This is a genomic window from Pseudonocardia sp. (assembly GCF_029263155.1).
Classification (GTDB): Bacteria; Actinomycetota; Actinomycetes; order Mycobacteriales; family Pseudonocardiaceae; genus Pseudonocardia.
This window is the reverse complement of sequence record NZ_JAJCYB010000047.1, coordinates 1-19,004: the sequence shown is the minus strand read 5'-3', so window position 1 is coordinate 19,004 and position 19,004 is coordinate 1. Positions and strand designations below refer to the sequence as shown.

Here is a 19,004-nt window from a genome sequence, read left to right as displayed (position 1 = left end):
TGGTCAGATGATCGAGACAGTCAGATGATCGAAGACGAGTCGAAGGCATCGATCTCGTCGTCGTAGGCCGCACCGAGCTTCTGCACCGCTGCCAGCGTGAGCAGCGCCTCGGTCTCGTCGATCTTCGCCATGGCGAACCCGACGTGGACCAGCACCCACTCGTCGGGTTCGGGCATGTCCTTCTCCAGCAGCCGCACGCTGATCGTGCGCTGCACACCGCTGACGTCGACCTTCGCCAGGCAGTTCACCGCATCGGTGATCTCCACGATCCGTCCCGGAATTCCCAGGCACATGGTGACAACTCCTCTCTCAACAGATCCGCGGCAGCGGGTCGCCGACGAGCATGTCGACGATCCGGGTGCCGCCGAAGCCGGTACGCAGCACCACGGTCGCTTCCGGTTCCGCCACGACCGTGCCGATCTCGGCGGCGCCGTCACCGAGCGGCTGCGAACGCAGCGCCGCAAGCCCGGCCTCGGCCTCCTCCGGCGCCACGACGGCCAGGAACTTGCCCTCGTTGGCGACGTAGAGCGGGTCGATGCCGAGCATCTCGCAGGCCCCGTTCACCACCGGCCGCACCGGCAGCCGCTGCTCGTCGAGCACGACACCGAGACCGCTTGCCTGCGCCAGCTCGTTGCAGACGGTCCCGACGCCGCCACGGGTCGGGTCGCGCATCCACCGGGTGGACGGAGCGGCCGCCAGCAGCGCCTCGACCAGCCCGCTCACGGCCGCCGTGTCCGAGCGGATGTCGGCCTCGATCGCGAGATCGCCGCGGGCCAGCATGATGGCCATCCCGTGGTCGCCCATCGGCCCGGAGAGCAGCACCTTGTCCCCCGGGCGCACCGCGGCTGCCGAGAGCTCCCGCCCGGCAGGCACCAGACCGATGCCGGCGGTGGTGACGAACAGCCCGTCGGCCGCGCCCTTGGGCACGACCTTCGTGTCGCCCGTGACGATCTGCACGCCCGCAGCGGCGGCCGCGGCCGCCATGTCGGCGACGATCTCCTTGAGCTCCGTGATCGGGAAGCCCTCCTCGAGCACGAACGCCGCCGAGACCCACGACGGCACGGCTCCGGCCATCGCCAGGTCGTTGACGGTGCCGTGCACGGCCAGATGCCCGATCGAACCACCGGGGAAGCGCAGGGGCTGCACCACGAACGAGTCGGTGGACATCGCCAGCCGCTCGCCGCTGGGCAGCGTGACCACGGCGCCGTCGCCGAGCGACTCGAGCAGCGGGTTGCGGAACGCCTCGACGAACACCGCGTCCACCAGCGCCGCCGACGACTTCCCGCCCGCACCGTGGGCCATGGTCACGATCTCGTCGCGCAGCCGGGGCCGGCGCCTGCGGAACGCCTCGATCCGGTCGATGACCTCGCCCTCGGCGAAGGTCGGACCCGACGACAGGTACTCGCTGACCGTCCTGCTCATGAATCGTCCGTCCCGTGCTCGTGCACCGTGGCCCACAGCTGATAGCCCAACAGCGCTTGCGACTCCTGGATGCGGTGCACGCTCTGCGAGCGGACCACGAAACACACGTCGACATCAGGGCTCGCGGCGAACTGCCCGCCGTCGTAGCCGGCGAAGCCGACGGTGTACATGCCGCGCCGCTTCGCTTCCCGCAGCCCGGCGGTCAGATCGGCCGAGCTGCCGCTGGTCGACATCGCCACCGCGATGTCCCCGGCGTCGCCCCGGGCGATCAGCTGCCGGGCGAACACGAGCTCGAAGCCGACGTCGTTGCCCAGAGCGGTGAGGATCGCCTGGTCGGCGGTCAGCGACCAGGCAGGCAGCGCGCGCCCCTCAGGGGGACGGGCGAACAGGGCGGCCAGCGTGCCGGCGTCGGTCGAGCTGCCGCCGTTGCCGAAGGTGAAGAGCCGCCCGCCTGCGGCGAACCGCCGCGCCATCTCGGCACCGGCTGCGGCCAGACCGTCCGCGCCGGCCTCCAGCGTGGCCCGGCGCAACGCCGCGCTCTCGGTGGCCTTGGCGCGCGCAGACGCCGCAAGGTCGGCGAGCAGGGCCCGGGGGTCACGTTCCTGTGCATCGATGAAGGGGTAGAGGAAATCGGTCGCCTCTCCGGCCCCGGTCGGCTGTGTCATCCGCCGTCCTCCTCGCGCACCGTGCTGATCGCCATGCCCGCGTGCACGAGCAGGAGCTGGCCGGGCTCGACCGGCTCGACGAGCACGGTCGCGACCGACTCGACGCCCTCTGCGGTGCGGACCCGGGCCGATCCGGACCTGGACGGCGACACGACCTCGCCGAGCCTGCCCTCGTCGCTGCACGTGATGCACACCTCGTCGGTGCACTCAGCGGGATCGGCCACCAGCAGCCCGGGGTGCTCGAAGCACACGTGGGTCAGCTCCCAGAGCAGGTGATAGAGCAGCACGAACCCCCCCGTTGCCGGCACCCGTGGGTCGGGGTCGTCGATCCACAGGACGTGGTCGGCCGCGCCCGCGGGCGGCCGCGCTCCGCTCCCGATCCAGATCGTGGTGGCGCCCCAGGCCGGAGCCCGGCGCATGATGGCGCGGACCTCCGCGTCGGCTGCACTCGCCACCGCGACCACGATGTCGCCGGTGCGGACCGACACGCGGGCGGTCCCCACGAGGTCCCGCCCGGTCAGCGCCACCGCGGGCAGCGCCTTCTTTCCCACGATCACCGGGTGCACGAACTCGACGGCGATGTGCTGCGCGTGCGGCTCCCATGCCGGCGCCAGGCACCACATGGTGGCCCCGGCAGAGAACCCACGGGCCAGTGCGAACGACGCGGCGGCGAGATCGGCCGACAGCCCCTCGTCGAGACCCTGGTCGACCACGGTCGTCATGACGGAACCACCCCTTCCTCGCCGAAGACGCCGTACTCGGCCATCGTCGCCAGCGTGAGCCGCGCCGAGTCCTCGTCGATGCGGCTCAGCGCGAACCCGGCATGCGCGATGGTGAACTCACCGACCTGCAGGTCCGGCAGGTAGGCCAGGCAGAGCTTCTTCACCTCGCCGGGGAACTCCACCCGTGCCATCCGGGCGCCGGACTCCTCGTCCCAGATCTCCATCACCCGTCCCGGGATTCCCAGACACATCGCTCAACCCTCCTGATCCGACGCCGGCCCGGCTGTCGCCGCCAGCACCGATACCGCAGCTTGTCCGAGAGCCAGCCCGCCGTCGTTGGGGGGCACCAGACGGTGGGTCAGCACCTCGTACCCGGCCGCTGCCAGGCGCCGACGGCACTCCTGCAGCAGCAGCACGTTCTGGAAGACCCCGCCGCTGAGGCCCACCGTGCGCACGGTTCCGCCCACCTGGCCGACCACCGTCACGACCGCGGCCGCCACGGCGACGTGGAACGCTCTGGCGAGCTGCGCAGGCGCGACGCCGGCGCGCAGCGCGCTGACCGTGTCCCGCACGAGCGGGGCCGCATCGATCGAGCCGTCGGCGTGGACGGCCAGGCTCGGCCACGCCACGTCCACGGCGAGGTCGTCCGCCTCGGCGGCCAGTACCTCCAGCTCGATGGCGGCCTGGCCCTCGTAGCCGGTCCGGTGCCGGACGTCGAACAGCGACGCGATGGCGTCGAACAGTCGCCCCATGCTCGTGGTGGGGACGCATCCCACGCCCGTGTCGAGCTGCGATCGCAGCGCGGCGAGCTCCGCGGGGGTTGCGGCACGGACCGGCGCCAGGTCGTCGGCCCACTCGACGCCGGCTGCTCGCAGGTGCGACAGCGCCATCCGCCATGGATTGCGCACGGAGTGGTCCCCGCCGGGCAGCGGGACCGCTGCGAGGTGCCCGGCGCGGACGAACCGGTGGCTGTCGCTGCCCAGTACGAGTATCTCGCCACCCCACACGGTCGCGTCGTTGCCGTAGCCGGTGCCGTCGAACGCCACCCCGATGATCGGGACGCCGAGCCGTCCGTGCTCGGCGAGCAGGGACACGATGTGCGCGTGGTGGTGCTGGACGAGGTCCAGTGGGCGGTCGCCGGCGCGGCGCTCGGCCCAGGCACTGGTCAGGTAGGCGGGGTGCAGGTCGGCGACGAGCCGCGCGGGTGCACCCCGGAGGTCGCAGAGCTGGGCGACGGACCGCTCGAACGCCTGCAGCGTCTCCAGCGTGCCCATGTCCCCGACGTGGGCCGAGCAGAACGCCCGCCGCCCGTCGGTGAGGCAGAAGGTGTTCTTCAGCTCGGCGCCGACCGCGAGCACGGGGGGCCCGTCGAGTCGCAGGTCGACCGGCAGCGGGGCGTAGCCGCGCGAGCGGCGGATCGGCAGTTCGTGGCCGTCGACCACCCGCACGACCGAGTCGTCGCACGCGACGTGGATCGGCCGGTCGTGGTCGAGCACCCCGTCGCACAGCGCTGGCAAGCGGTTCGCCGCGTCCTCGGTGGTGAAGCAGATCGGCTCGTCCGAACGGTTCGCGCTGGTCAGCACGATCGCCTCCGGGACGTCGGTGTCGGCGCCGGGCACCGGCGCCAGCAGGAGGTGGTGCACCGGTGAGTACGGCAGCACGATCCCGAGCAGCGGGCTGCCCGGTGCGACGCCGGCGGCCACCGGTGCGCCGGGCCGCCGGCGCACCAGCACCACAGGGCGGGCGGGCGAGCACAGCACCGCCGCCTCCGCGGCGTCGATCTCGGCGTACCGGCGGGCGACGTCGAGGTCGCGGACCAGCACGGCGAACGGCTTGCCACCGCGGGCCTTGCGCGAGCGCAGGTCCGCCACCGCGGACTCGTCGTCCGCGGCACAGGCCAGGTGGTAGCCGCCGATGCCCTTGATCGCCACCACACGGCCGGCGCCGAGCGCGCGCTGGGCCGCGGCGAGCGCGGCGTCGGCCCCGGTGACCCGGTCCTGTCCCTCGGTGAACCCCTGTCCGTCGGTGAACCACAGGGACGGCCCGCAGTCGGGGCACGCGACGGGCTGCGCGTGGAAGCGGCGGTCGGCGGGATCGTGGTACTCGGCGGCGCAGCGGTGGCACAGCTCGAACCCGGCCATCGTGGTGTCGGGCCGGTCATAGGGGAGCGCCCGGATGATGGTGAACCGCGGGCCGCAGTTGGTGCACGTGATGAACGGGTGCCGATGGCGGCGATCGGCCGGGTCGAACAGCTCGCGCAGACAGTCGTCGCACACCGCGACGTCCGCCGGGACGGCGGTTGCCGCGCCGTCGCCCGCCCGGCTCGCGACGATCCGGAAAGGCGTGCCGCGATCCGGCTCCGGCGGCACGTCCGCCCAGCCGACGTCGGCGATCGCGGCGAGGGGCGGCGCCTCGTCGCGCAGCCGTCGCACGAACTCGTCGATCGCCGGGGCCGCACCCTGGACCTCGATGAACACCGCCGCGGAGTCGTTGCCGACCAGCCCCCCGAGGTGGAGCTCGTGCGCCAGCCGGTGCACGAACGGGCGGAAGCCCACACCCTGGACGACCCCGGTGACGGTGAACCGGCGGCGCGTCGGCGCGAGCTCCACAGCGGTGGTGTCCATCAGCGCCGCCGCCAGATCACGACGCGGTTGTTCCCGGAGTCCGACACGGCGAGCCGGTCACCGCACAGCGACAGCCCGTACGGCCAGCAGAGCGTGTCGTGCTTCACCGCGGTCCACCGGTTCTCGCCGTTGGTCGCGAACGTCGGCTGGGCCAGCACGTGGTCGGCGCCGCGACCGTCGGTCGGCACGCCGTCCCAGAGCAGCACCCGGTTGTTCGCCGTGTCGGCGATCGCCAGCCGCTCGTCCGCACCGGGCGTCCCGTCGAGGCCGACCGCGTAGGGGAACCGGAAGCGCTCGTTGGTGTGCGGCCCGTACGGCCACTCGTCGGCGCCGTCGAACCCGCTCTGGCCGAGCACGAACGTAGCGGGAGCGTCGGCGTCGGGCATCGGCGACCAACCGAGCAGCCGGTGGTTGCCGGCGTCCGCGACGAGCAGCAGATCATCGCGTCCGGCGATGTCGTGCGGCCATCGGAAGCTCGCGGGCCCCGCCGCCGCGCCGCGGTTCTCGTCGCGGGCCTCCGGGCCGGGCTGGCCGAGCAGTACGTCGGCCGGGCGGCCCGGCTCCGGCAGCCCGCCGTCCCAGCCGAGCACGCGCCGGTTGCCGGTGTCGGCGATCCAGAACCGGCCGCCGACCACGGCGATACCGAACGGCCAGTACAGCGATGACGCGGAGCAGGTCCCGCCCCCGTTCGGCTCGACGGAGCCGGCGTCCGGCTGCCCGAGCACCATGTCCGGTGCCACGTCGTCGGTCTGCGGCACCTCGTTCCAGACGAGGATGCGGTGGTGCCAGGCATCGGCCACGACCAGCCGCCCGTCGTGCACCAGTACGCCGGTGGGGAGATGCATCCCGCGCTCCGGCCCCCGCCCGTCCGCCGCGGGTCCCTCGGTCGTGCCGTCCGGTTGCCCGAGCACGACGTCGGCAGGCTGCTCGTCGGTGTCGGGGACGCCGTGCCAGATCAGCACGCGGTGGTTGCCCGAGTCGGCGACGACCAGGTGGTCCGCACCGAGGAAGACCGCACGTGGCGAGTACATCCACGCCATCGACGGCGCCGCCTGCGGCAACGCGAGCCCGCCGGTCGCCGGTGCGCCGAGCCATGTCTCCGGTTGCCAGCCGTCGGCCAGGCTGATCTCGGGCTCCGGGTCGAGCCGTGCAGGTCTGCCGCCGACGTTGTGCCGGACGGTCAATCGGCTCATGTTCCTACCCGGATCCACACCTGGTCGTCGTCCACCCGCATGGGCAGCTGCTCGAGCTGGGCGCCGGGAGAGGAGAGACACTCGCCCGACGTCGCGTCGTAGCAGAACCCGTGCCACGGGCAGGTCAGTGTCCCGTTGGAGGCATCGATCAGCGCATCGTCGAGCGGCAGGCCCTCGTGTGCGCACTCGTTGCGGTACGCGGTGAGCCGCTGTTCGAGATTCACCACGATCACCTGCGCCTGCGCGCCGGACTGCGAGGTGAGGTCGAACCGGCTGATGGCGCCTTCCGGGATGGCGTCCGCGCTCGCGGCGCGCACCCAGCCCTCCTTCGCCGGGTCGGGCCCGACCCACAGGGCGTCGAGCGGGATCAGCGTCGGGGAGGGCTCGTTGGGTAGCACCTCCACCGCCGTGACGGCCGGCACTCCCTCGATCATGGCGCCCTCGACGAGGTTGCGCAGGGTCACCGAGGACATGGAGCACCCGTTGCAGGCGCCGGAGAGCCGGACGAACGCGGTGCCGTCCTCGATACGGACGAGCGTGACGTCGCCGCCGTGGCTCTGCAGCTGTGGGCGCACATCGACCAGCACCCGGTTCCCCAGGGTCATGGGGTCCGGCCGCACGATCTCGTGCAGCGACAGCAGCAGGTGCACGACCGGGTCGTCGACCAGGTCGAACAGCACCGGTCGGGCGGCGTCGTCGGCCTTCATCCGGCGCACGATCGTCACCAGACCCGCCCGATGGACTGCCTCCACCGCGGCCTTGAGCTCCTCGGCGACGGACCTGGCCGCAGGCTCCAGCCCGGCGAGCGCGCTCACCGCCCGATCGACGCGGCCGGCCAGCTCCTCGAAAGTGGGGTCGGCCCCGGTCGCGGCGGTCGGAGTCGCGTCCGGTGCGGTGGTGTCCGCCGATGTCTCGGCGACGGTCGTCGACATGCTCGTCTCCTCGTCAGTCCTGCGGGCGGTCGGCGGATCGATCGGCAGTGCGCGCGAGCGCGGCCTGGCGGGCGATCTCGTCCAGGACGCCGCGCACGGCGCGCACCGACTCCTCGTCGGTGTGCTCCTCGAAGAGGAAGCGCGCCTCGTACAGCCGTGCCTTGGCGTCGTCGAACATGCCGAGATGTGCCAACACGTTGCCCTGGTTCGACAGGACGCGGGCCCGGCCGAGCGGGTCGGTGTCCCGGTCGCGGGTCTGCAGTACCCCCTCGTAGAGCTCGACGGCCTCGACGAGGTTCTCGGCCTGGTGCTTCGACGGGGTGTAGACGAGGGAGTTGGCGAGGTTCAGCTGCAGGCTCGCCCACTCCGCCGGATGGTCCTCGCGGGTGTAGACCGTCAGCGCCGACCGCAGCGACTGGGCGGCGATGCCCAGTCGCAGCTGGCCGGACGCCTCGGTCATGGGCATGGTCAGGTAGGCGGTCGCCAGCCCAGCATGGGCGGCAGCCCATGTCGTCGGGGCCTCCTCGCGCTGCACCAGCTGGAGGGTGGAGTGGTAGTGCGGGATCGTCACGGCGAGCAGCTCGGGACGCTCCCGAGCCTGCTCGTGCAGAGCACCGGCGAGGCCGAGATGGATCTCCGCCCGACCGATGCGCAGGTCGGATGCGGCGGCCAGCAGCGTGAGTGCGAGCTCGAACCGTTGGACGCAGGCAGGGTCGTCCCGATCACGCAGGATCGATCCTGCCGCGCCGTGGAGCAGACCGGCCAGTGGCGGTGACACCGGTTCCGCCGACGCCACGGCTTGGTCCAGCAGCTCGATGGCGGCCGCGTCGTCGCCCGTGCCGAGCGCAGCGGTGGCCTGCGCGGACAGCACCATCGCCGCCAGCTCGCCGTCGAGCGATCCGACGTCGGGGGGCACGTCACTGCGTCCGAGTACGAACTGCACCAGGTCGACGAGCGGGCCGAGTGCGCCGAGCTCGGCGCGCAGCGCGTCCGGGTCCGCGGTGTCGGGGTCGAGGACGAACCGGTTGTACCGCGTCAGGGCATCGGCGGGGCCGTCGACGTCCAGGGCGGCGAGCGCGCCGTCCCGGTCGCCGGCCAGGCTGAGTTCGTGCGCCCGCAACGCCGCAGGCCAGCGGTCCGGCAGCCGCCCCGCCACCAGGTCGCGGCGGGCGGCGTCGTTCTCCTCCCCGCCAGGGACGAGCAGGTAGCCCAGCGGAAGCGGGAAGGCACCGAGCGGTTGCGGCCGGACGGCGGAGATCGATGGGTCGAGCGGTGTGGTGGTGGGGGACGGCGCGGTCAGTGCATCAGCCATTCAACGGTCCTCGAAGGTCTCGTTCGGCGGCGCGCTTGATCAGGCGGGCTGAGATCTGCGCGCGAGCCTCGGTCGCATAGGTGTCGATCCGCTCACGGACGATCCCGTCCGGGAAAGTGACGACGATCTCCACGGCCCACCGTCCGCGCTCGGGCACGATCAGCACCTGCACGTCCTCCGCCTCGTCGGTGGCCACGGCGAATCACGACTCCCGCTCCAACGGAATGCGCAGCGCCGCCTGCTCGTCGTCCCAGTGGGCGGGCCGGCGGCCGATCGGCACCTGGTCGCCAATGCCCTGGTCACCGAGCATCTCCCGAACCAGCACGGAGCGATCGCCCGCCGGGTTCCGTTGTTTGAGCAGGAGGCCGCCGCTGCGCGGACCGCGCAGCGGGATGAGCCAGAACTGACCCTCGCGGACTGCGGCCACCGCAGCGTCGGACGGGAACCGCGCTGCGGCGAGCTCCGCGTCCAGCCTCAGATAGCCGTCCTCGGTGAACTCGACGGTGGCATCGCCCGTGCCGGGGTCGGGCCGCAGCGGGGCAAGGTACTCGCGTTCGACGATCTCGATCACCTGCTCCAGTGCGGCCGTTGCGGTTTCGGACAGATCGGTCCCGAGGGAGACGTCGGCGACCTCGACGAGGAAGACGGTGATGTCGGTGGGGCAGTCGCTGCCGAGTGCCCAGCGGGCGAACGCGATCGCATGGTCCCACCGGAACGAGTGGGTGTGTAGGCCCTGCAGCGGAGGCAACTCCGCCAGCTCCGCGCCGGGCACCCGGAACAGGGTGCCCGGCGCGGAGCCCGTGGCCGCGGCGTCGACGATCACGACGCGCTCGGCGCCACGCATCTGGAAGGCGACGTCCATCCCGGCAGTACCGCCGTCGACGAGCCGGGCGCCCGACGGAACGCCGCGCTCCCAGAGGTGCCGGACGAGCACCGGCCCCAGCCCGTCGTCACCCCGCAGGAGGTTCCCGCAGCCGACGACGAGCACCGCACATCCGGGTGGCTCGATGTCGACGGCGGGAGCCGCCTCGGTGACGTGCTGTTCCGTGGACGTCGGGATCACACCATTCCGTTGATCACGAACTTGGACAGTTCCCGGCCCGACTTGCCGTCGTAGGCGTGCACCGTGCAGACCAGGCAGGAGTCGAAGCTGCGTGCGACGTGCCCCAGCTCGACGGGGTCCTCCGGGTCGATGATCGGAGAGCCGACCAACGCCTGTTCGATCGGACCGAGGACCGCGGCGCCGTCCCGGGGGCCGATGTTCCATGCCGTCGGGGTGACCACCTGGTAGTTCTTGATCTTGTTGTCCTCGATGACGATCCAGTCCGACAGCGAGCCGCGGGCGGCCTCGGTGGAGCCGAAGCCCTTGCCGTCGGCGTGCTCGACGGGCTTGGTGTAGAAGCTCTCCTTGAGGTCGATCTGGTCGAGCCACTGCCGCGCCCACTTGTAGTACTTGGGCGCCTCGTGCATGCGGGCCAGCTGCCGCACGAACACGCTCGCACCGATCTTGTCGACCATGTCGACGAACAGACCGTCATTGTCCTGGTGGGCTGCGGCACCGGGACCGCCTGCCGCCATCCGGCGGGCGAGCGGGCCGGCCTCGAGCGGGATGTAGCCCCGGCCCGGAACGTCGTACCGGGGCGACTTGGCCCAGCTGTACTTGCCCTGCTTCGCGCCGTCGGCGGGGTCGATCGGGTTCGTCTCACCCTCGAAGGGGTGCAGCGAGCCGGTGCCCTCGTAGAACGAGTGCGTGACGTCCTCGGTGACCCTGGCCTGGTCGAAATCGTGCCACTGGCCGTCGGCGTACACGCCCTGCCGCCCGATCAGCGCCGCGTTGCGGCCGTCGATCGTCGGGTTCTCATACATGGACGGCTCGAAGTAGGTGCCGGTGGCCAGGAAGTTGCCGACGCCGCGGCCGTACTTGTCCAGGCCGACGTCGAGGCAGTAGCGGATGAAGAACCCGCAGTCGCTGTCGTGCTGCGACTCGTTCTCGTCGACCCAGGCGAGCACGTCCTCCCAGGTCTCGTTGGCGAGCCACCGGTCGACGGAGCAGCCGAGCCAGTGCTTCTCGAGCCAGTTGTCCTTCCAGTGCTCGAGGATCGCGATCGAACGGGTGACGTCGGCCAGCGTCGGGGCGCACATCACACCGCCGGGGACCATGAAGCTGGAGTGCGGCCACTGGCCGCCGAAGATGGCGTAGACCTCGACCGGCTTGGCGGAGAGCACCACGCCGGGCTGGTAGCTGGTGCCCACGTACGGCGCGAACCGGCGGACCGCCTCGGCGTACATCGTCGACTTGGCATAGTTCTTGTTCGTGAGGTCGATCGCGAAGAGCGCGTAGAAGTAGCGCGGGATGGACTGCAGGGTCTCCATCGCCTGGCAGATGTTGCGGATCAGCGTGGCGTTGTGCGGCATGTGCGTGCGCCACGCGGTGTCGAGCGCGTACGCCGACTTGTACAGGTGGCTACCGCCGCAGATCCCGCAGATGCGGGGGCAGACGATGAGCCCCGCCTGCGGGTCCTTGCCCCGCAGGATGATCTCGAATCCGCGGAACATCGCGGCTTCGGTCCAGGCCGACGTGACGACGCCGTCCTCAATGGTCACTCGAACGTCGAGGTCACCCTCGACGCGGCCCAGCGGGCTCACGTGCAGGTCGAGCGCGGTCATGGTGGGTCCTTTCCGGACGACCGGGGTTCCAGGGGAGGGGTCGGTCAGACGACGAACATGTCCTCCTTGGACCACTGCGGTGCCGCGATGCGCGCTGCCGCGGCGTGGGCCATGTACGTCAGGTGGTCGCTGCCCTCGGGGACCTCCTTCGGAATCGTCCCGCTGACCTTCTGGGTCTTGAAGACGGTGCCCGGGGCGAGGTCGAAGTGGGGGAACTCGGGCTCGGTGCAACCCAGGCAGGGCATACCGGCACGGGTCTTGGACGACTGCCGGTTCCACAGGATCCGGTTGCACGGCGAGTGCGTCATCGGGCCCCGGCAGCCCATCTCGTAGAACAGGCATCCGGTGCGGGTGCCCTCGCCGAACGAGTATGTCGACTGCTTGTACTCGAAGAACTGGACCCGCGTGCACCCGGTCTGGGTGAACGACTTGAAGAAGGTCTCCGGCCGGTGCAGGTCGTCGAGCCTGATGTCGCCTGCTCGCCCGGTGGCGAGTGCGACGAGGATCTGGGTGATCCAGTCGGGGTGCGCGGGGCAGCCCGGAATGTTGATCACCGGGAGACCCATCTTGGAGGTGAAGTCCGGCCCGAGGAACCCGCCCTTGGCGCGTTTGTGGAACTGCAGCCCCGTGGAGGCGGACGGGTTGGGCTCCATCGCCGGGATCCCGCCCCACGATGCGCAGTCCCCGATCGCGACGACGATCTGGGCCTGCGCGGCGAGATCGGTCACCCAGTCCTTCATCGGGCGGTCGGCGAACATGTCCATCCGTCCGCTGCCGTCCGGTGCCTCGATCACGGAACCCTCGAAGACGAAGATGTCCAGCGGTCGGTCACCGTTCGCGCAGTCCCAGAACAGCTTCTGTGCGTTCTTGCCCAGCTCGAGGCCCAGCGATGGATGCCAGACCAGGTCGAGCCCGAAGTCGACGATCAGGTCGACGACGTTCGGTTCCTCTGCGTTCAGGAACGACATCGTGTTCCCGCTGCACGCTCCTCCTTGGAACCACAGCACGGAGGCCATGGGTACTCCTCTCCTTCGGATCCGCATCGACGCGGGCCGCAGTGGTGAAGGCAGCGGTGAACGCTGCCGACGTCAGGTCGAGCCGGGTACGGGTGAACTCAGGGCAGCTTGCGGCCGAGGGCCTTCGCGACCTGGATCAGCAGGCCGAGACCCCGCGCGACGTCCGGGTCCTTGAGCACCCGGAGGAGGCCGAAGGCACCGGTCGGCGCGGACGGCGACTTCGCGTCTGCCTCCTTGGCCTCCACGAGTGCCTCGCCCATGAGCTCGAGCGTCGTGGCGGTCCGGCGGTCGGTCATCAAGCTGGAGGTGAGCAGGGCGTTGAGCGTTGGCGTGGCCCCGGCGAGGCCGCTGGAGAGCGTGGTCAGGCTGGCGAGCAGCGCCTTGACGTCGACGCCGGCAAGTGGGGACGGCGTCGATCCCGCTGCACTGCGCAGCTCGTGCACGCCGTCCACGACGGCCTCGGTGATGGTGTCGCCCCGGCGGAGGAAGCCGTCGAGGCCGGTGACGAGCATGGCCAGTAGATCCGCGTGGTCCAGGACCTGGCCGAGTGCCGCGGCGGTCCCGGGATCGTCCAACCGCTCCAGCAGGTCGCTGCCCGGGGACCGAGCTACGAGTTGACCGTTCACGGCCACGGGAAGCCTCCTGCGTCGGTTGGTTCGGGTCTGTGAGCTGACGCACACGGTAAGCAGATACACCCGCTCGGCCTATCGTTTCCACGCAGCAACTATCAGGATCGCGCAGAGCTTGTGGAACCGATGCGAGCGCCTCGTCGATCGGTCTTGCATATGAGCGCCGCCGACCCGGGCGGCTACCGTCGGATCGCCCCGCGACACCGCCGGGACGCCGCGCCGTGACGCCGGATGTCCACGGCTCGGCGTCGTTGATCGGTCGGGTCGCGACCACGGGACCTGGGCCGGCGTGCCCCACGTTCGACGACATCGCCACCGCCGTACTCACCGCCGGTGACGGCCAAGGATGCGCCGACGCGGCGCTACAGGATCACCTGACACTCGGCAGGCAGACGTTCCGCGCCTGCCATTCTGGTGGCGCCGAACCACAAGTACCCGCACATGTTCCGGAGCGCCGACCTGGTGCTGCTCACCAAGATCGACCTGCTCCCGTACGTCGACTTCGACGTCGCGCGGTGCGCCGAAGGAGCGCGGCGGGCGCGGCCGGGCGTCGAGGTACTGGAGGTGTCGGCAACGCGCGGCGACGGTCTGCCGGAGTGGTACACGTGGGTGCGAGCGACCTGCACGTGACGGGCCGCGCGGAGCCGGTCAACGGCCGGTCGCCCGACTCGGATCGGCTGCGCGCACGCCGTTGCCACCTGATCTGCCACCAACTCGACGCGCATCGGCCGATACCCCGGATCCGTTCAGCTCCTCGCACCTCCGCACCCGCGCGTAGCGATCGAGGAACACGTGCAGCGCCTCGTGCACGTGGGCCAGGTCCTGGGCCCGCGCATCCAGGCTGGCGATTCCTTCCCGGGTGATCGAATACGTGCGCCGGGCCGGCCCGACGTCGGATGCCTGCCACTGCGACCGCACCAGCCCGTGGCGCTCCAGCCCCCGCAGTGCCCGGTACACCCCGCCCGCGTCGCCGTCGACGTCGTGCATGGTCCGCAACCGGGCCGCGAGCTCGTAGCCGTGGTCGGGACATTCGCGCAGCAGGAGCAGCAGGCACGGTTGGAGGAAGTTGCGCGGTTCCAGGTCGGACATGTGTCAGGTCCCGGCATCGTCGGTGGTGGTGGACGTCGAGCGGGCGTGGATCACCCAGCGAGGGCACGCCATCGACCTCACGTCGGGCTCGGTACGGGTGGGGCTCAGGGCAGCTTGCGGCCGAGGGTCTTCGCGACCTGGATCAGCAGGCCGCGACCGCGACCGACGTCGGGGGCCTTGAGCGCTCCGAGCAGGGCGAACGCGCCGGTTGGTGCCGTGGGCGATCTCGCGTCCGCCTCGGTGGCCTCCACGAGTGCCTCGCCAAGGAGTTCGAGTGTGGTGGCGGTGCGGGGGTCGGTCATCAGCGCTGAGGTGAGCAGGGCGTTGATGGTGGGTGCGGCTCCGGCGAGGCCGCCGGACAGAGTGGTCAGGTCCGCGTGGTCGAGGAGCCGGCCCAGTGCCGCGGCGGTGCCTGGATCGTCGAGGCGTTGCAGCAGGTTGCTGCCCGGGGACCGCGCCACGAGCTGACCGTTCACGGCCACGGGAGCCTCCGTCCGTCGGGTGGGTCCGATGTGTGAGCTGACACACACGCTAGGCAGATGCACCGGCTCGGCCTATCGTTTCCGCGCAGCGACTATCAGGATTGCGAAGAGATTGTGTCTTTGATGCGAGCTGTTGCTGCTCAGACTTGCATTGTGGTGCTCGTGACCTGCCGATTCGCCGACGTGGGACGCCGGAGATGACGTCGAGGCTGTCGAGGCTGCGGTTCATCGACGCCCGGCGCACCGCCGGTCCGGTCCGCCGCAAGGTCCGGTCCCGCGGCGTTCCGCCCGCACTGGCCCAGCACGAGATCTTCTACTCGGAGGACGTGCGCTCGGCCGCCCAGATGCTGGGCAAGGTGCTCTCCCCCGGTTCGCTCACACTGTCCAGCCCGGGTGAGCGGGGGTTCGCGGCGAGCCTGTTCGGCGTGCGGCTTCGCGATATCAGCATGCTCTACCTCGACCTGACCGTCGCCGCAACGCTCGACATCCCGGTCCTCGGTCCGTACTTCACGATCTGCATGCCGACCAACGGCCGGGTCATGTGCCACGGGAAGGAGATCACGATCGAGGCGAACACGGTCCAGGCGCTGGTCACGAGCCCCGGCCCGAGCGTCCGGATGGAGTTCGGCCACGACTCGCCGGTCCTGGTGATCCGCATCGAGGAGCCGCCACTGGCCGCGCACCTCACCAGGCTGATCGGGAGGACCCTGCCGCACCCCATCGCCTTCGAGCCGGCGTTCGACCTCGCCGAGGAGGCGGCGATGCGGTGGAACACGGCGGTGCAGCTGCTGCACGCGGAGGTGTACTACGCAGGCTCGCTCGTCCAGCGCGGTCAGGGGATCGGTGCGATCGAGGAGCTGCTGATGAGCAGCCTCCTGCACCTGCAGCCCTCCAACTACCACCACGAGTTCACGACGCCCGTGGTGCGCGCCGAACGCCGGGTGATCACGGAGGCGACCGACTTCATCGAGGCGCACCTGAGCGAGCGGATCACGCTGGAGATGATCGCGCGCAGCGTCCACCTGAGCGTACGATCCGTCCAGCAGGCCTTCCACGACGAGCTGGGCCTCAGCCCCGTCGCCTACATCCGCGAGCGACGCCTGACGCGTTCCCGCGAGGAACTCACCGATGCACTGCCGACCGACGGCGTGACCGTCACCAGCGTCGCTCAACGCTGGGGCATGCACCACCTGGGCAACTTCTCGGTCGAGTACCGCAAGAGATGGGGCGAGACGCCGTCGGAGACCCTGCGCCGGTGACCCCGCCGCCCGGACTGTCCGCTGAACTCAGGAGGTCGACGTGCACGAGCTCTCGATCTGTCGTGCCATCACCAAGCTCGTCGAACGCCACGCGGCGGGCAGCACGGTCCGTACCGTCCGGCTCCGGGTCGGCGAGCTGCGCCAGATCGTTCCGGACACGCTCACCTACTGCTGGGAGCTCGTGACGGAGGGTTCGGATCTCGAGTCGGCGACGCTCGAGATCGAGCGCGTACCCGCGGCGATCCGCTGCGCTGGATGCTCTCACGAACACACCCTCACCGAACCGGTTCTCGTCTGCCCGAATTGCCAGGGTAAAGACGTCGAGATCGTGGCCGGCGAGGAATTCCTCATCACTTCTCTCGACCTCATGGAGGTATGACGCTCGTGGGCCGTTTCCACAGACACGACGAGAACCACAACGACCCCGGGAACGGCCATGGCCACGGCCACGACGCCCCCGTCGGAGATCACTCCGGATACACGACCGGGTCCGATCGGATCGAGATCCTCGAGCGCATCTTCGACGAGAACGACCAGACCGCGGACGCGAACCGGGCGGACTTCGATCAGGCGGACGTCCTGGCCGTGAACCTGATGTCGTCCCCGGGCGCGGGAAAGACCGCGCTCCTGCGGCAGACGCTCATGCGACTGCGCAACCACCTGCGGGTCGGCATCGTCGAGGGCGACATCGAGACGAGCATCGACGCAGACCGCCTGACGGGCCTCGGCGCTGAGGTCGCACTCCTCAACACCGCGAACGGCTTCGGCGGCGAATGCCATCTGGACGCACCGATGGTCCGTTCCGCCCTGCCCCGGCTCCCGCTCGGTGACCTGGACCTGGTCATCGTCGAGAACGTGGGGAACCTCGTGTGCCCGGCCGAGTTCCACGTCGGCGAGCACAATCGGGCCATGGTCTACTCGATCACGGAGGGCGAGGAGAAGCCGCTGAAGTACCCCGTGATGTTCCGATCCGTCGATCTCGTGCTGGTCAACAAGGTGGACCTGCTCCCGCACCTCGACTTCGACATCGAGGCCTTCTACCGCAACCTCCGGAACGTCAATCCGGGCGTCGAGGCCATCGAGACGAGCGCACGAACCGGATCCGGGATCGACCTGTGGTGCTCGTGGCTGACCGCTCGACACGCGGAGCTCGCCGCGGCCCGCGCCCTTCCCGCGAGCGCGGCCGGCATCTCCCCGGGCGCCTCCCCCGCATAGGTGATTCGGCGGGACCGATCGATCAGTTGACTGTCCACGATCGCTGCGGTGGCGCTCGGCACCGAGGACCGGACAGGAGTGACATGGCCCCCATCACCGAACGCGCGGCCAGACCCGCCCCGGATCGCAATCTCGCACTGGAACTGGTCCGGGTCACCGAGGCCGCCGCGATGGCCACCGGCCGCTGGGTCGGTCGCAACGACCCGGCCGGTGCGCTCACCGCAGCCGTCGAGGCGATGCGCGCCATGATCGGCACGGTCGAGATGGCCGGCACGGTGGTGATCGGCGATGGCCCCGACTGCGACACCGACGGTGAGGTGCGGCTCGCCCGCGGTGAGCTCGTCGGCGAAGGCACCGGCGCCGCCTACGACATCGCCGCCGATCCCGTGGACGGCATCACGTTCACGACCAAGGGGCTGGCGAACGCGGTCTCCGTCCTCGCGGTCGCGCCACGAGGTGCCCTGTTCGATCCGTCGGCCTGCGCCCGGATGGACGTGCTCGTCGCGGGGCGCGAGGCGCGGGAGCACGTCGACCTGCGACAGCCGGTGCGCGAGAACGTGCAGCGACTCGCGAAGGTGCGGCAGTGTCACGTGGAGGACGTCACCGTCGGCATGCTCGCCCGGCCCCATCACGAGGAACGCGCCCGAGAGGTGCGCGACGCCGGCGCGCGGATCCGCTTCCTCACCGGTGGTGAGGTCACCGCGGCCATCGTCGCCGCAAGCCCGCAGACCGGGATCGACCTGCTGATCGGCAGCGGCGGCACCGCGGAGAGCGTCATCGCCGCCTGCGCCGTCAAGTGCCTCGGTGGCACGCTGCAGGGCACACCGGCTCCGGCTGACGGCTCGGAGCTCGCGCGCCTGCAGGACGCCGGGATCGATGCGGACGCTGTGCTCGACGTCGACGATCTCGTTCGCGGTGACGATGTGTTCTTCGTCCTCACGGGGATCACCGACGGCGAGCTCGTCCGCGGGGTCCGGTACGGACCAGACGTCGCGACCACCGATTCGCTGGCGATGCGCGCGCGCAGCGGCACCGTCCGGCGGATGCAGAGCGACCACCGGCTCGACCGGCTCGCCCGCTACAGCGCGGTCGACTACCAGTAGCACCGCCCACGGACGTCACGCACCGCGTGGCCACCGCACATCAGGTCGGAGCGCTCAACCGACATGCGAGACGAACAGAAAGAGGTGAACGGTGCGGATCGCGGACATTCTGACGTACAAGGGCCGGACGGTGCACACGGTTTTCCCGTACTCCGACGTGGAAGCGGCGGTGCACGCGCTGCATGGTGCCGGGGTCGGGGCACTGCTGGTGTGCGACGACGACGGCAAGATCTGCGGGATCGTGTCGGAACGCGACATCGTCCGTGCGCTGGTCACGCGTGGCTCGCAGCTGCTGAGGACCTCGGTGGCGGACATCATGACCCGCAATGTGGCGACCTGTGGGCCCGATGACTCGCTGACCCACGCGATGGCGCAGATGACTCGCGACCGCTTCCGGCACCTGCCGGTGCTCGACAAAGGTGAGCTGGTGGGGCTGGTGAGCATCGGTGACCTCGTCAAGCACCGGCTGCGGGAGATGGAACTCCAGACCGGGGTGCTGCGCGACCTCGTCATCGCCAAGAGCTGAGCACCGGGCCCGCGTTCCGCGTAATTCGGCCGGTCTGGAGATCCTGGGCGGGTGAGGCTGCAGGTCAGGGCGGTGCGGGTGGCTGTCGAACCGAGAAACGCCTAGAGAAACGCCTGGCTGGGTAGCTGCTGCTGGGCGAGCCGTGATG

At 70.6% G+C, this 19,004-nt stretch carries 22 protein-coding genes; 6 read left to right on the top strand and 16 right to left on the bottom strand.

The genetic code is table 11. The features are described from left to right. Nucleotides 1-20: 20 nt before the first annotated feature. The 14 genes from Q1K26_RS09795 to Q1K26_RS09730 form a co-directional block, all read right to left on the bottom strand. Entirely contained in the window at nt 21-293 is a 273-nt protein-coding gene (locus tag Q1K26_RS09795) for a HypC/HybG/HupF family hydrogenase formation chaperone (protein WP_300009334.1), read from the bottom strand. 16 nt (nt 294-309) lie between these two features. After that, nucleotides 310-1,422 carry a hydrogenase expression/formation protein HypE gene (gene hypE / locus Q1K26_RS09790; RefSeq protein ID WP_300009332.1) on the bottom strand — a complete coding sequence of 371 codons (1,113 nt, stop codon included), beginning with the start codon at nt 1,420-1,422 and terminating at the stop codon, nt 310-312. Further along, the gene (locus Q1K26_RS09785) at nt 1,419-2,087 is read right to left on the bottom strand and encodes an SIS domain-containing protein (RefSeq protein ID WP_300009330.1); all 669 of its coding nucleotides are present in this window, start codon (nt 2,085-2,087) and stop codon (nt 1,419-1,421) included. Before Q1K26_RS09785 ends, hypE begins: the two co-directional genes overlap by 4 nt. Next, the gene (locus Q1K26_RS09780; RefSeq protein WP_300009327.1) at nt 2,084-2,809 is read right to left on the bottom strand and encodes a HypC/HybG/HupF family hydrogenase formation chaperone; all 726 of its coding nucleotides are present in this window, start codon (nt 2,807-2,809) and stop codon (nt 2,084-2,086) included. Before Q1K26_RS09780 ends, Q1K26_RS09785 begins: the two co-directional genes overlap by 4 nt. Further along, a complete protein-coding gene (locus Q1K26_RS09775) occupies nt 2,806-3,060 on the bottom strand; it encodes a HypC/HybG/HupF family hydrogenase formation chaperone (RefSeq protein ID WP_300009324.1) in 255 nt (84 codons plus the stop codon). Before Q1K26_RS09775 ends, Q1K26_RS09780 begins: the two co-directional genes overlap by 4 nt. A 3-nt stretch (nt 3,061-3,063) precedes the next feature. Continuing rightward, on the bottom strand, nt 3,064-5,433 hold the full coding sequence (gene hypF, locus Q1K26_RS09770) for a carbamoyltransferase HypF (RefSeq protein WP_300009321.1): 2,370 nt from the start codon (nt 5,431-5,433) through the stop codon (nt 3,064-3,066). Continuing rightward, on the bottom strand, nt 5,433-6,626 hold the full coding sequence (locus Q1K26_RS09765) for an NHL repeat-containing protein (RefSeq protein ID WP_300009318.1): 1,194 nt from the start codon (nt 6,624-6,626) through the stop codon (nt 5,433-5,435). Before Q1K26_RS09765 ends, hypF begins: the two co-directional genes overlap by 1 nt. After that, nucleotides 6,623-7,558 (bottom strand): NifU family protein, encoded by a 936-nt coding sequence (locus tag Q1K26_RS09760; RefSeq protein ID WP_300009315.1) that lies wholly within the window; start codon nt 7,556-7,558, stop codon nt 6,623-6,625. The genes Q1K26_RS09765 and Q1K26_RS09760 overlap by 4 nt, the downstream gene beginning before the upstream one ends. Nucleotides 7,559-7,571: 13 nt before the next feature. Further along, the gene (locus Q1K26_RS09755) at nt 7,572-8,870 is read right to left on the bottom strand and encodes a hypothetical protein (RefSeq protein WP_198962134.1); all 1,299 of its coding nucleotides are present in this window, start codon (nt 8,868-8,870) and stop codon (nt 7,572-7,574) included. After that, complete coding sequence (locus Q1K26_RS09750; protein ID WP_094931730.1) at nt 8,863-9,066, bottom strand: hypothetical protein; 204 nt, start codon at nt 9,064-9,066, stop codon at nt 8,863-8,865. Before Q1K26_RS09750 ends, Q1K26_RS09755 begins: the two co-directional genes overlap by 8 nt. 6 nt (nt 9,067-9,072) lie before the next feature. Beyond that, nucleotides 9,073-9,933: a hydrogenase maturation protease gene (locus tag Q1K26_RS09745; protein ID WP_094931732.1), complete on the bottom strand. Its 861-nt coding sequence runs from the start codon at nt 9,931-9,933 to the stop codon at nt 9,073-9,075. Further along, entirely contained in the window at nt 9,930-11,537 is a 1,608-nt protein-coding gene (locus Q1K26_RS09740) for a nickel-dependent hydrogenase large subunit (protein WP_094931734.1), read from the bottom strand. The genes Q1K26_RS09745 and Q1K26_RS09740 overlap by 4 nt, the downstream gene beginning before the upstream one ends. Before the next feature lie 44 nt (nt 11,538-11,581). Continuing rightward, complete coding sequence (locus tag Q1K26_RS09735; RefSeq protein ID WP_094931736.1) at nt 11,582-12,553, bottom strand: hydrogenase; 972 nt, start codon at nt 12,551-12,553, stop codon at nt 11,582-11,584. 98 nt (nt 12,554-12,651) lie between these two features. Further along, nucleotides 12,652-13,185: a DUF1641 domain-containing protein gene (locus tag Q1K26_RS09730; RefSeq protein ID WP_300009311.1), complete on the bottom strand. Its 534-nt coding sequence runs from the start codon at nt 13,183-13,185 to the stop codon at nt 12,652-12,654. A gap of 438 nt (nt 13,186-13,623) precedes the next feature. Between Q1K26_RS09730 and Q1K26_RS09725 the strand changes: the two genes are divergently transcribed. Then, nucleotides 13,624-13,812: a hypothetical protein gene (locus tag Q1K26_RS09725; RefSeq protein WP_363320452.1), complete on the top strand. Its 189-nt coding sequence runs from the start codon at nt 13,624-13,626 to the stop codon at nt 13,810-13,812. A gap of 18 nt (nt 13,813-13,830) precedes the next feature. On the opposite strand, the gene Q1K26_RS09720 is transcribed toward Q1K26_RS09725, so the two are convergent. Then, complete coding sequence (locus tag Q1K26_RS09720) at nt 13,831-14,271, bottom strand: helix-turn-helix transcriptional regulator (protein WP_300009305.1); 441 nt, start codon at nt 14,269-14,271, stop codon at nt 13,831-13,833. 104 nt (nt 14,272-14,375) lie between these two features. Next, nucleotides 14,376-14,753 (bottom strand): DUF1641 domain-containing protein, encoded by a 378-nt coding sequence (locus Q1K26_RS09715; protein ID WP_094931742.1) that lies wholly within the window; start codon nt 14,751-14,753, stop codon nt 14,376-14,378. A gap of 197 nt (nt 14,754-14,950) precedes the next feature. Here Q1K26_RS09715 and Q1K26_RS09710 point away from each other — a divergent pair, with 197 nt between their 5' ends. From Q1K26_RS09710 to Q1K26_RS09690, 5 genes are all read left to right on the top strand, one after another. Continuing rightward, the gene (locus Q1K26_RS09710) at nt 14,951-16,012 is read left to right on the top strand and encodes an AraC family transcriptional regulator (protein ID WP_300009302.1); all 1,062 of its coding nucleotides are present in this window, start codon (nt 14,951-14,953) and stop codon (nt 16,010-16,012) included. A gap of 40 nt (nt 16,013-16,052) precedes the next feature. Further along, nucleotides 16,053-16,391: a hydrogenase maturation nickel metallochaperone HypA gene (hypA, locus tag Q1K26_RS09705; RefSeq protein ID WP_094931746.1), complete on the top strand. Its 339-nt coding sequence runs from the start codon at nt 16,053-16,055 to the stop codon at nt 16,389-16,391. Further along, nucleotides 16,388-17,227, top strand: a complete 840-nt coding sequence (gene hypB, locus Q1K26_RS09700) for a hydrogenase nickel incorporation protein HypB (RefSeq protein ID WP_094931748.1) — start codon at nt 16,388-16,390, stop codon at nt 17,225-17,227. Before hypA ends, hypB begins: the two co-directional genes overlap by 4 nt. 83 nt (nt 17,228-17,310) lie before the next feature. Next, nucleotides 17,311-18,330 carry a class II fructose-bisphosphatase gene (gene glpX, locus Q1K26_RS09695; protein ID WP_300009297.1) on the top strand — a complete coding sequence of 340 codons (1,020 nt, stop codon included), beginning with the start codon at nt 17,311-17,313 and terminating at the stop codon, nt 18,328-18,330. Nucleotides 18,331-18,421: 91 nt separating this feature from the next. Further along, nucleotides 18,422-18,856: a CBS domain-containing protein gene (locus Q1K26_RS09690; RefSeq protein ID WP_300009294.1), complete on the top strand. Its 435-nt coding sequence runs from the start codon at nt 18,422-18,424 to the stop codon at nt 18,854-18,856. Nucleotides 18,857-19,004: the final 148 nt, after the last annotated feature.

Coding starts and splice junctions, on each gene's coding strand:
- Q1K26_RS09720 (WP_300009305.1), bottom strand. CDS start 14,271: ATGTCCGACCTGGAACCGCGCAACTTCCTCCAACCGTGCCTGCTGCTC.
- hypF (WP_300009321.1), bottom strand. CDS start 5,433: ATGGACACCACCGCTGTGGAGCTCGCGCCGACGCGCCGCCGGTTCACC.
- Q1K26_RS09775 (WP_300009324.1), bottom strand. CDS start 3,060: ATGTGTCTGGGAATCCCGGGACGGGTGATGGAGATCTGGGACGAGGAG.
- Q1K26_RS09755 (WP_198962134.1), bottom strand. CDS start 8,870: ATGGCTGATGCACTGACCGCGCCGTCCCCCACCACCACACCGCTCGAC.
- Q1K26_RS09740 (WP_094931734.1), bottom strand. CDS start 11,537: ATGACCGCGCTCGACCTGCACGTGAGCCCGCTGGGCCGCGTCGAGGGT.
- glpX (WP_300009297.1), top strand. CDS start 17,311: ATGGCCCCCATCACCGAACGCGCGGCCAGACCCGCCCCGGATCGCAAT.
- Q1K26_RS09785 (WP_300009330.1), bottom strand. CDS start 2,087: ATGACACAGCCGACCGGGGCCGGAGAGGCGACCGATTTCCTCTACCCC.
- Q1K26_RS09710 (WP_300009302.1), top strand. CDS start 14,951: ATGACGTCGAGGCTGTCGAGGCTGCGGTTCATCGACGCCCGGCGCACC.
- Q1K26_RS09760 (WP_300009315.1), bottom strand. CDS start 7,558: ATGTCGACGACCGTCGCCGAGACATCGGCGGACACCACCGCACCGGAC.
- hypB (WP_094931748.1), top strand. CDS start 16,388: ATGACGCTCGTGGGCCGTTTCCACAGACACGACGAGAACCACAACGAC.
- Q1K26_RS09735 (WP_094931736.1), bottom strand. CDS start 12,553: ATGGCCTCCGTGCTGTGGTTCCAAGGAGGAGCGTGCAGCGGGAACACG.
- Q1K26_RS09725 (WP_363320452.1), top strand. CDS start 13,624: ATGTTCCGGAGCGCCGACCTGGTGCTGCTCACCAAGATCGACCTGCTC.
- Q1K26_RS09795 (WP_300009334.1), bottom strand. CDS start 293: ATGTGCCTGGGAATTCCGGGACGGATCGTGGAGATCACCGATGCGGTG.
- Q1K26_RS09780 (WP_300009327.1), bottom strand. CDS start 2,809: ATGACGACCGTGGTCGACCAGGGTCTCGACGAGGGGCTGTCGGCCGAT.
- Q1K26_RS09765 (WP_300009318.1), bottom strand. CDS start 6,626: ATGAGCCGATTGACCGTCCGGCACAACGTCGGCGGCAGACCTGCACGG.
- hypE (WP_300009332.1), bottom strand. CDS start 1,422: ATGAGCAGGACGGTCAGCGAGTACCTGTCGTCGGGTCCGACCTTCGCC.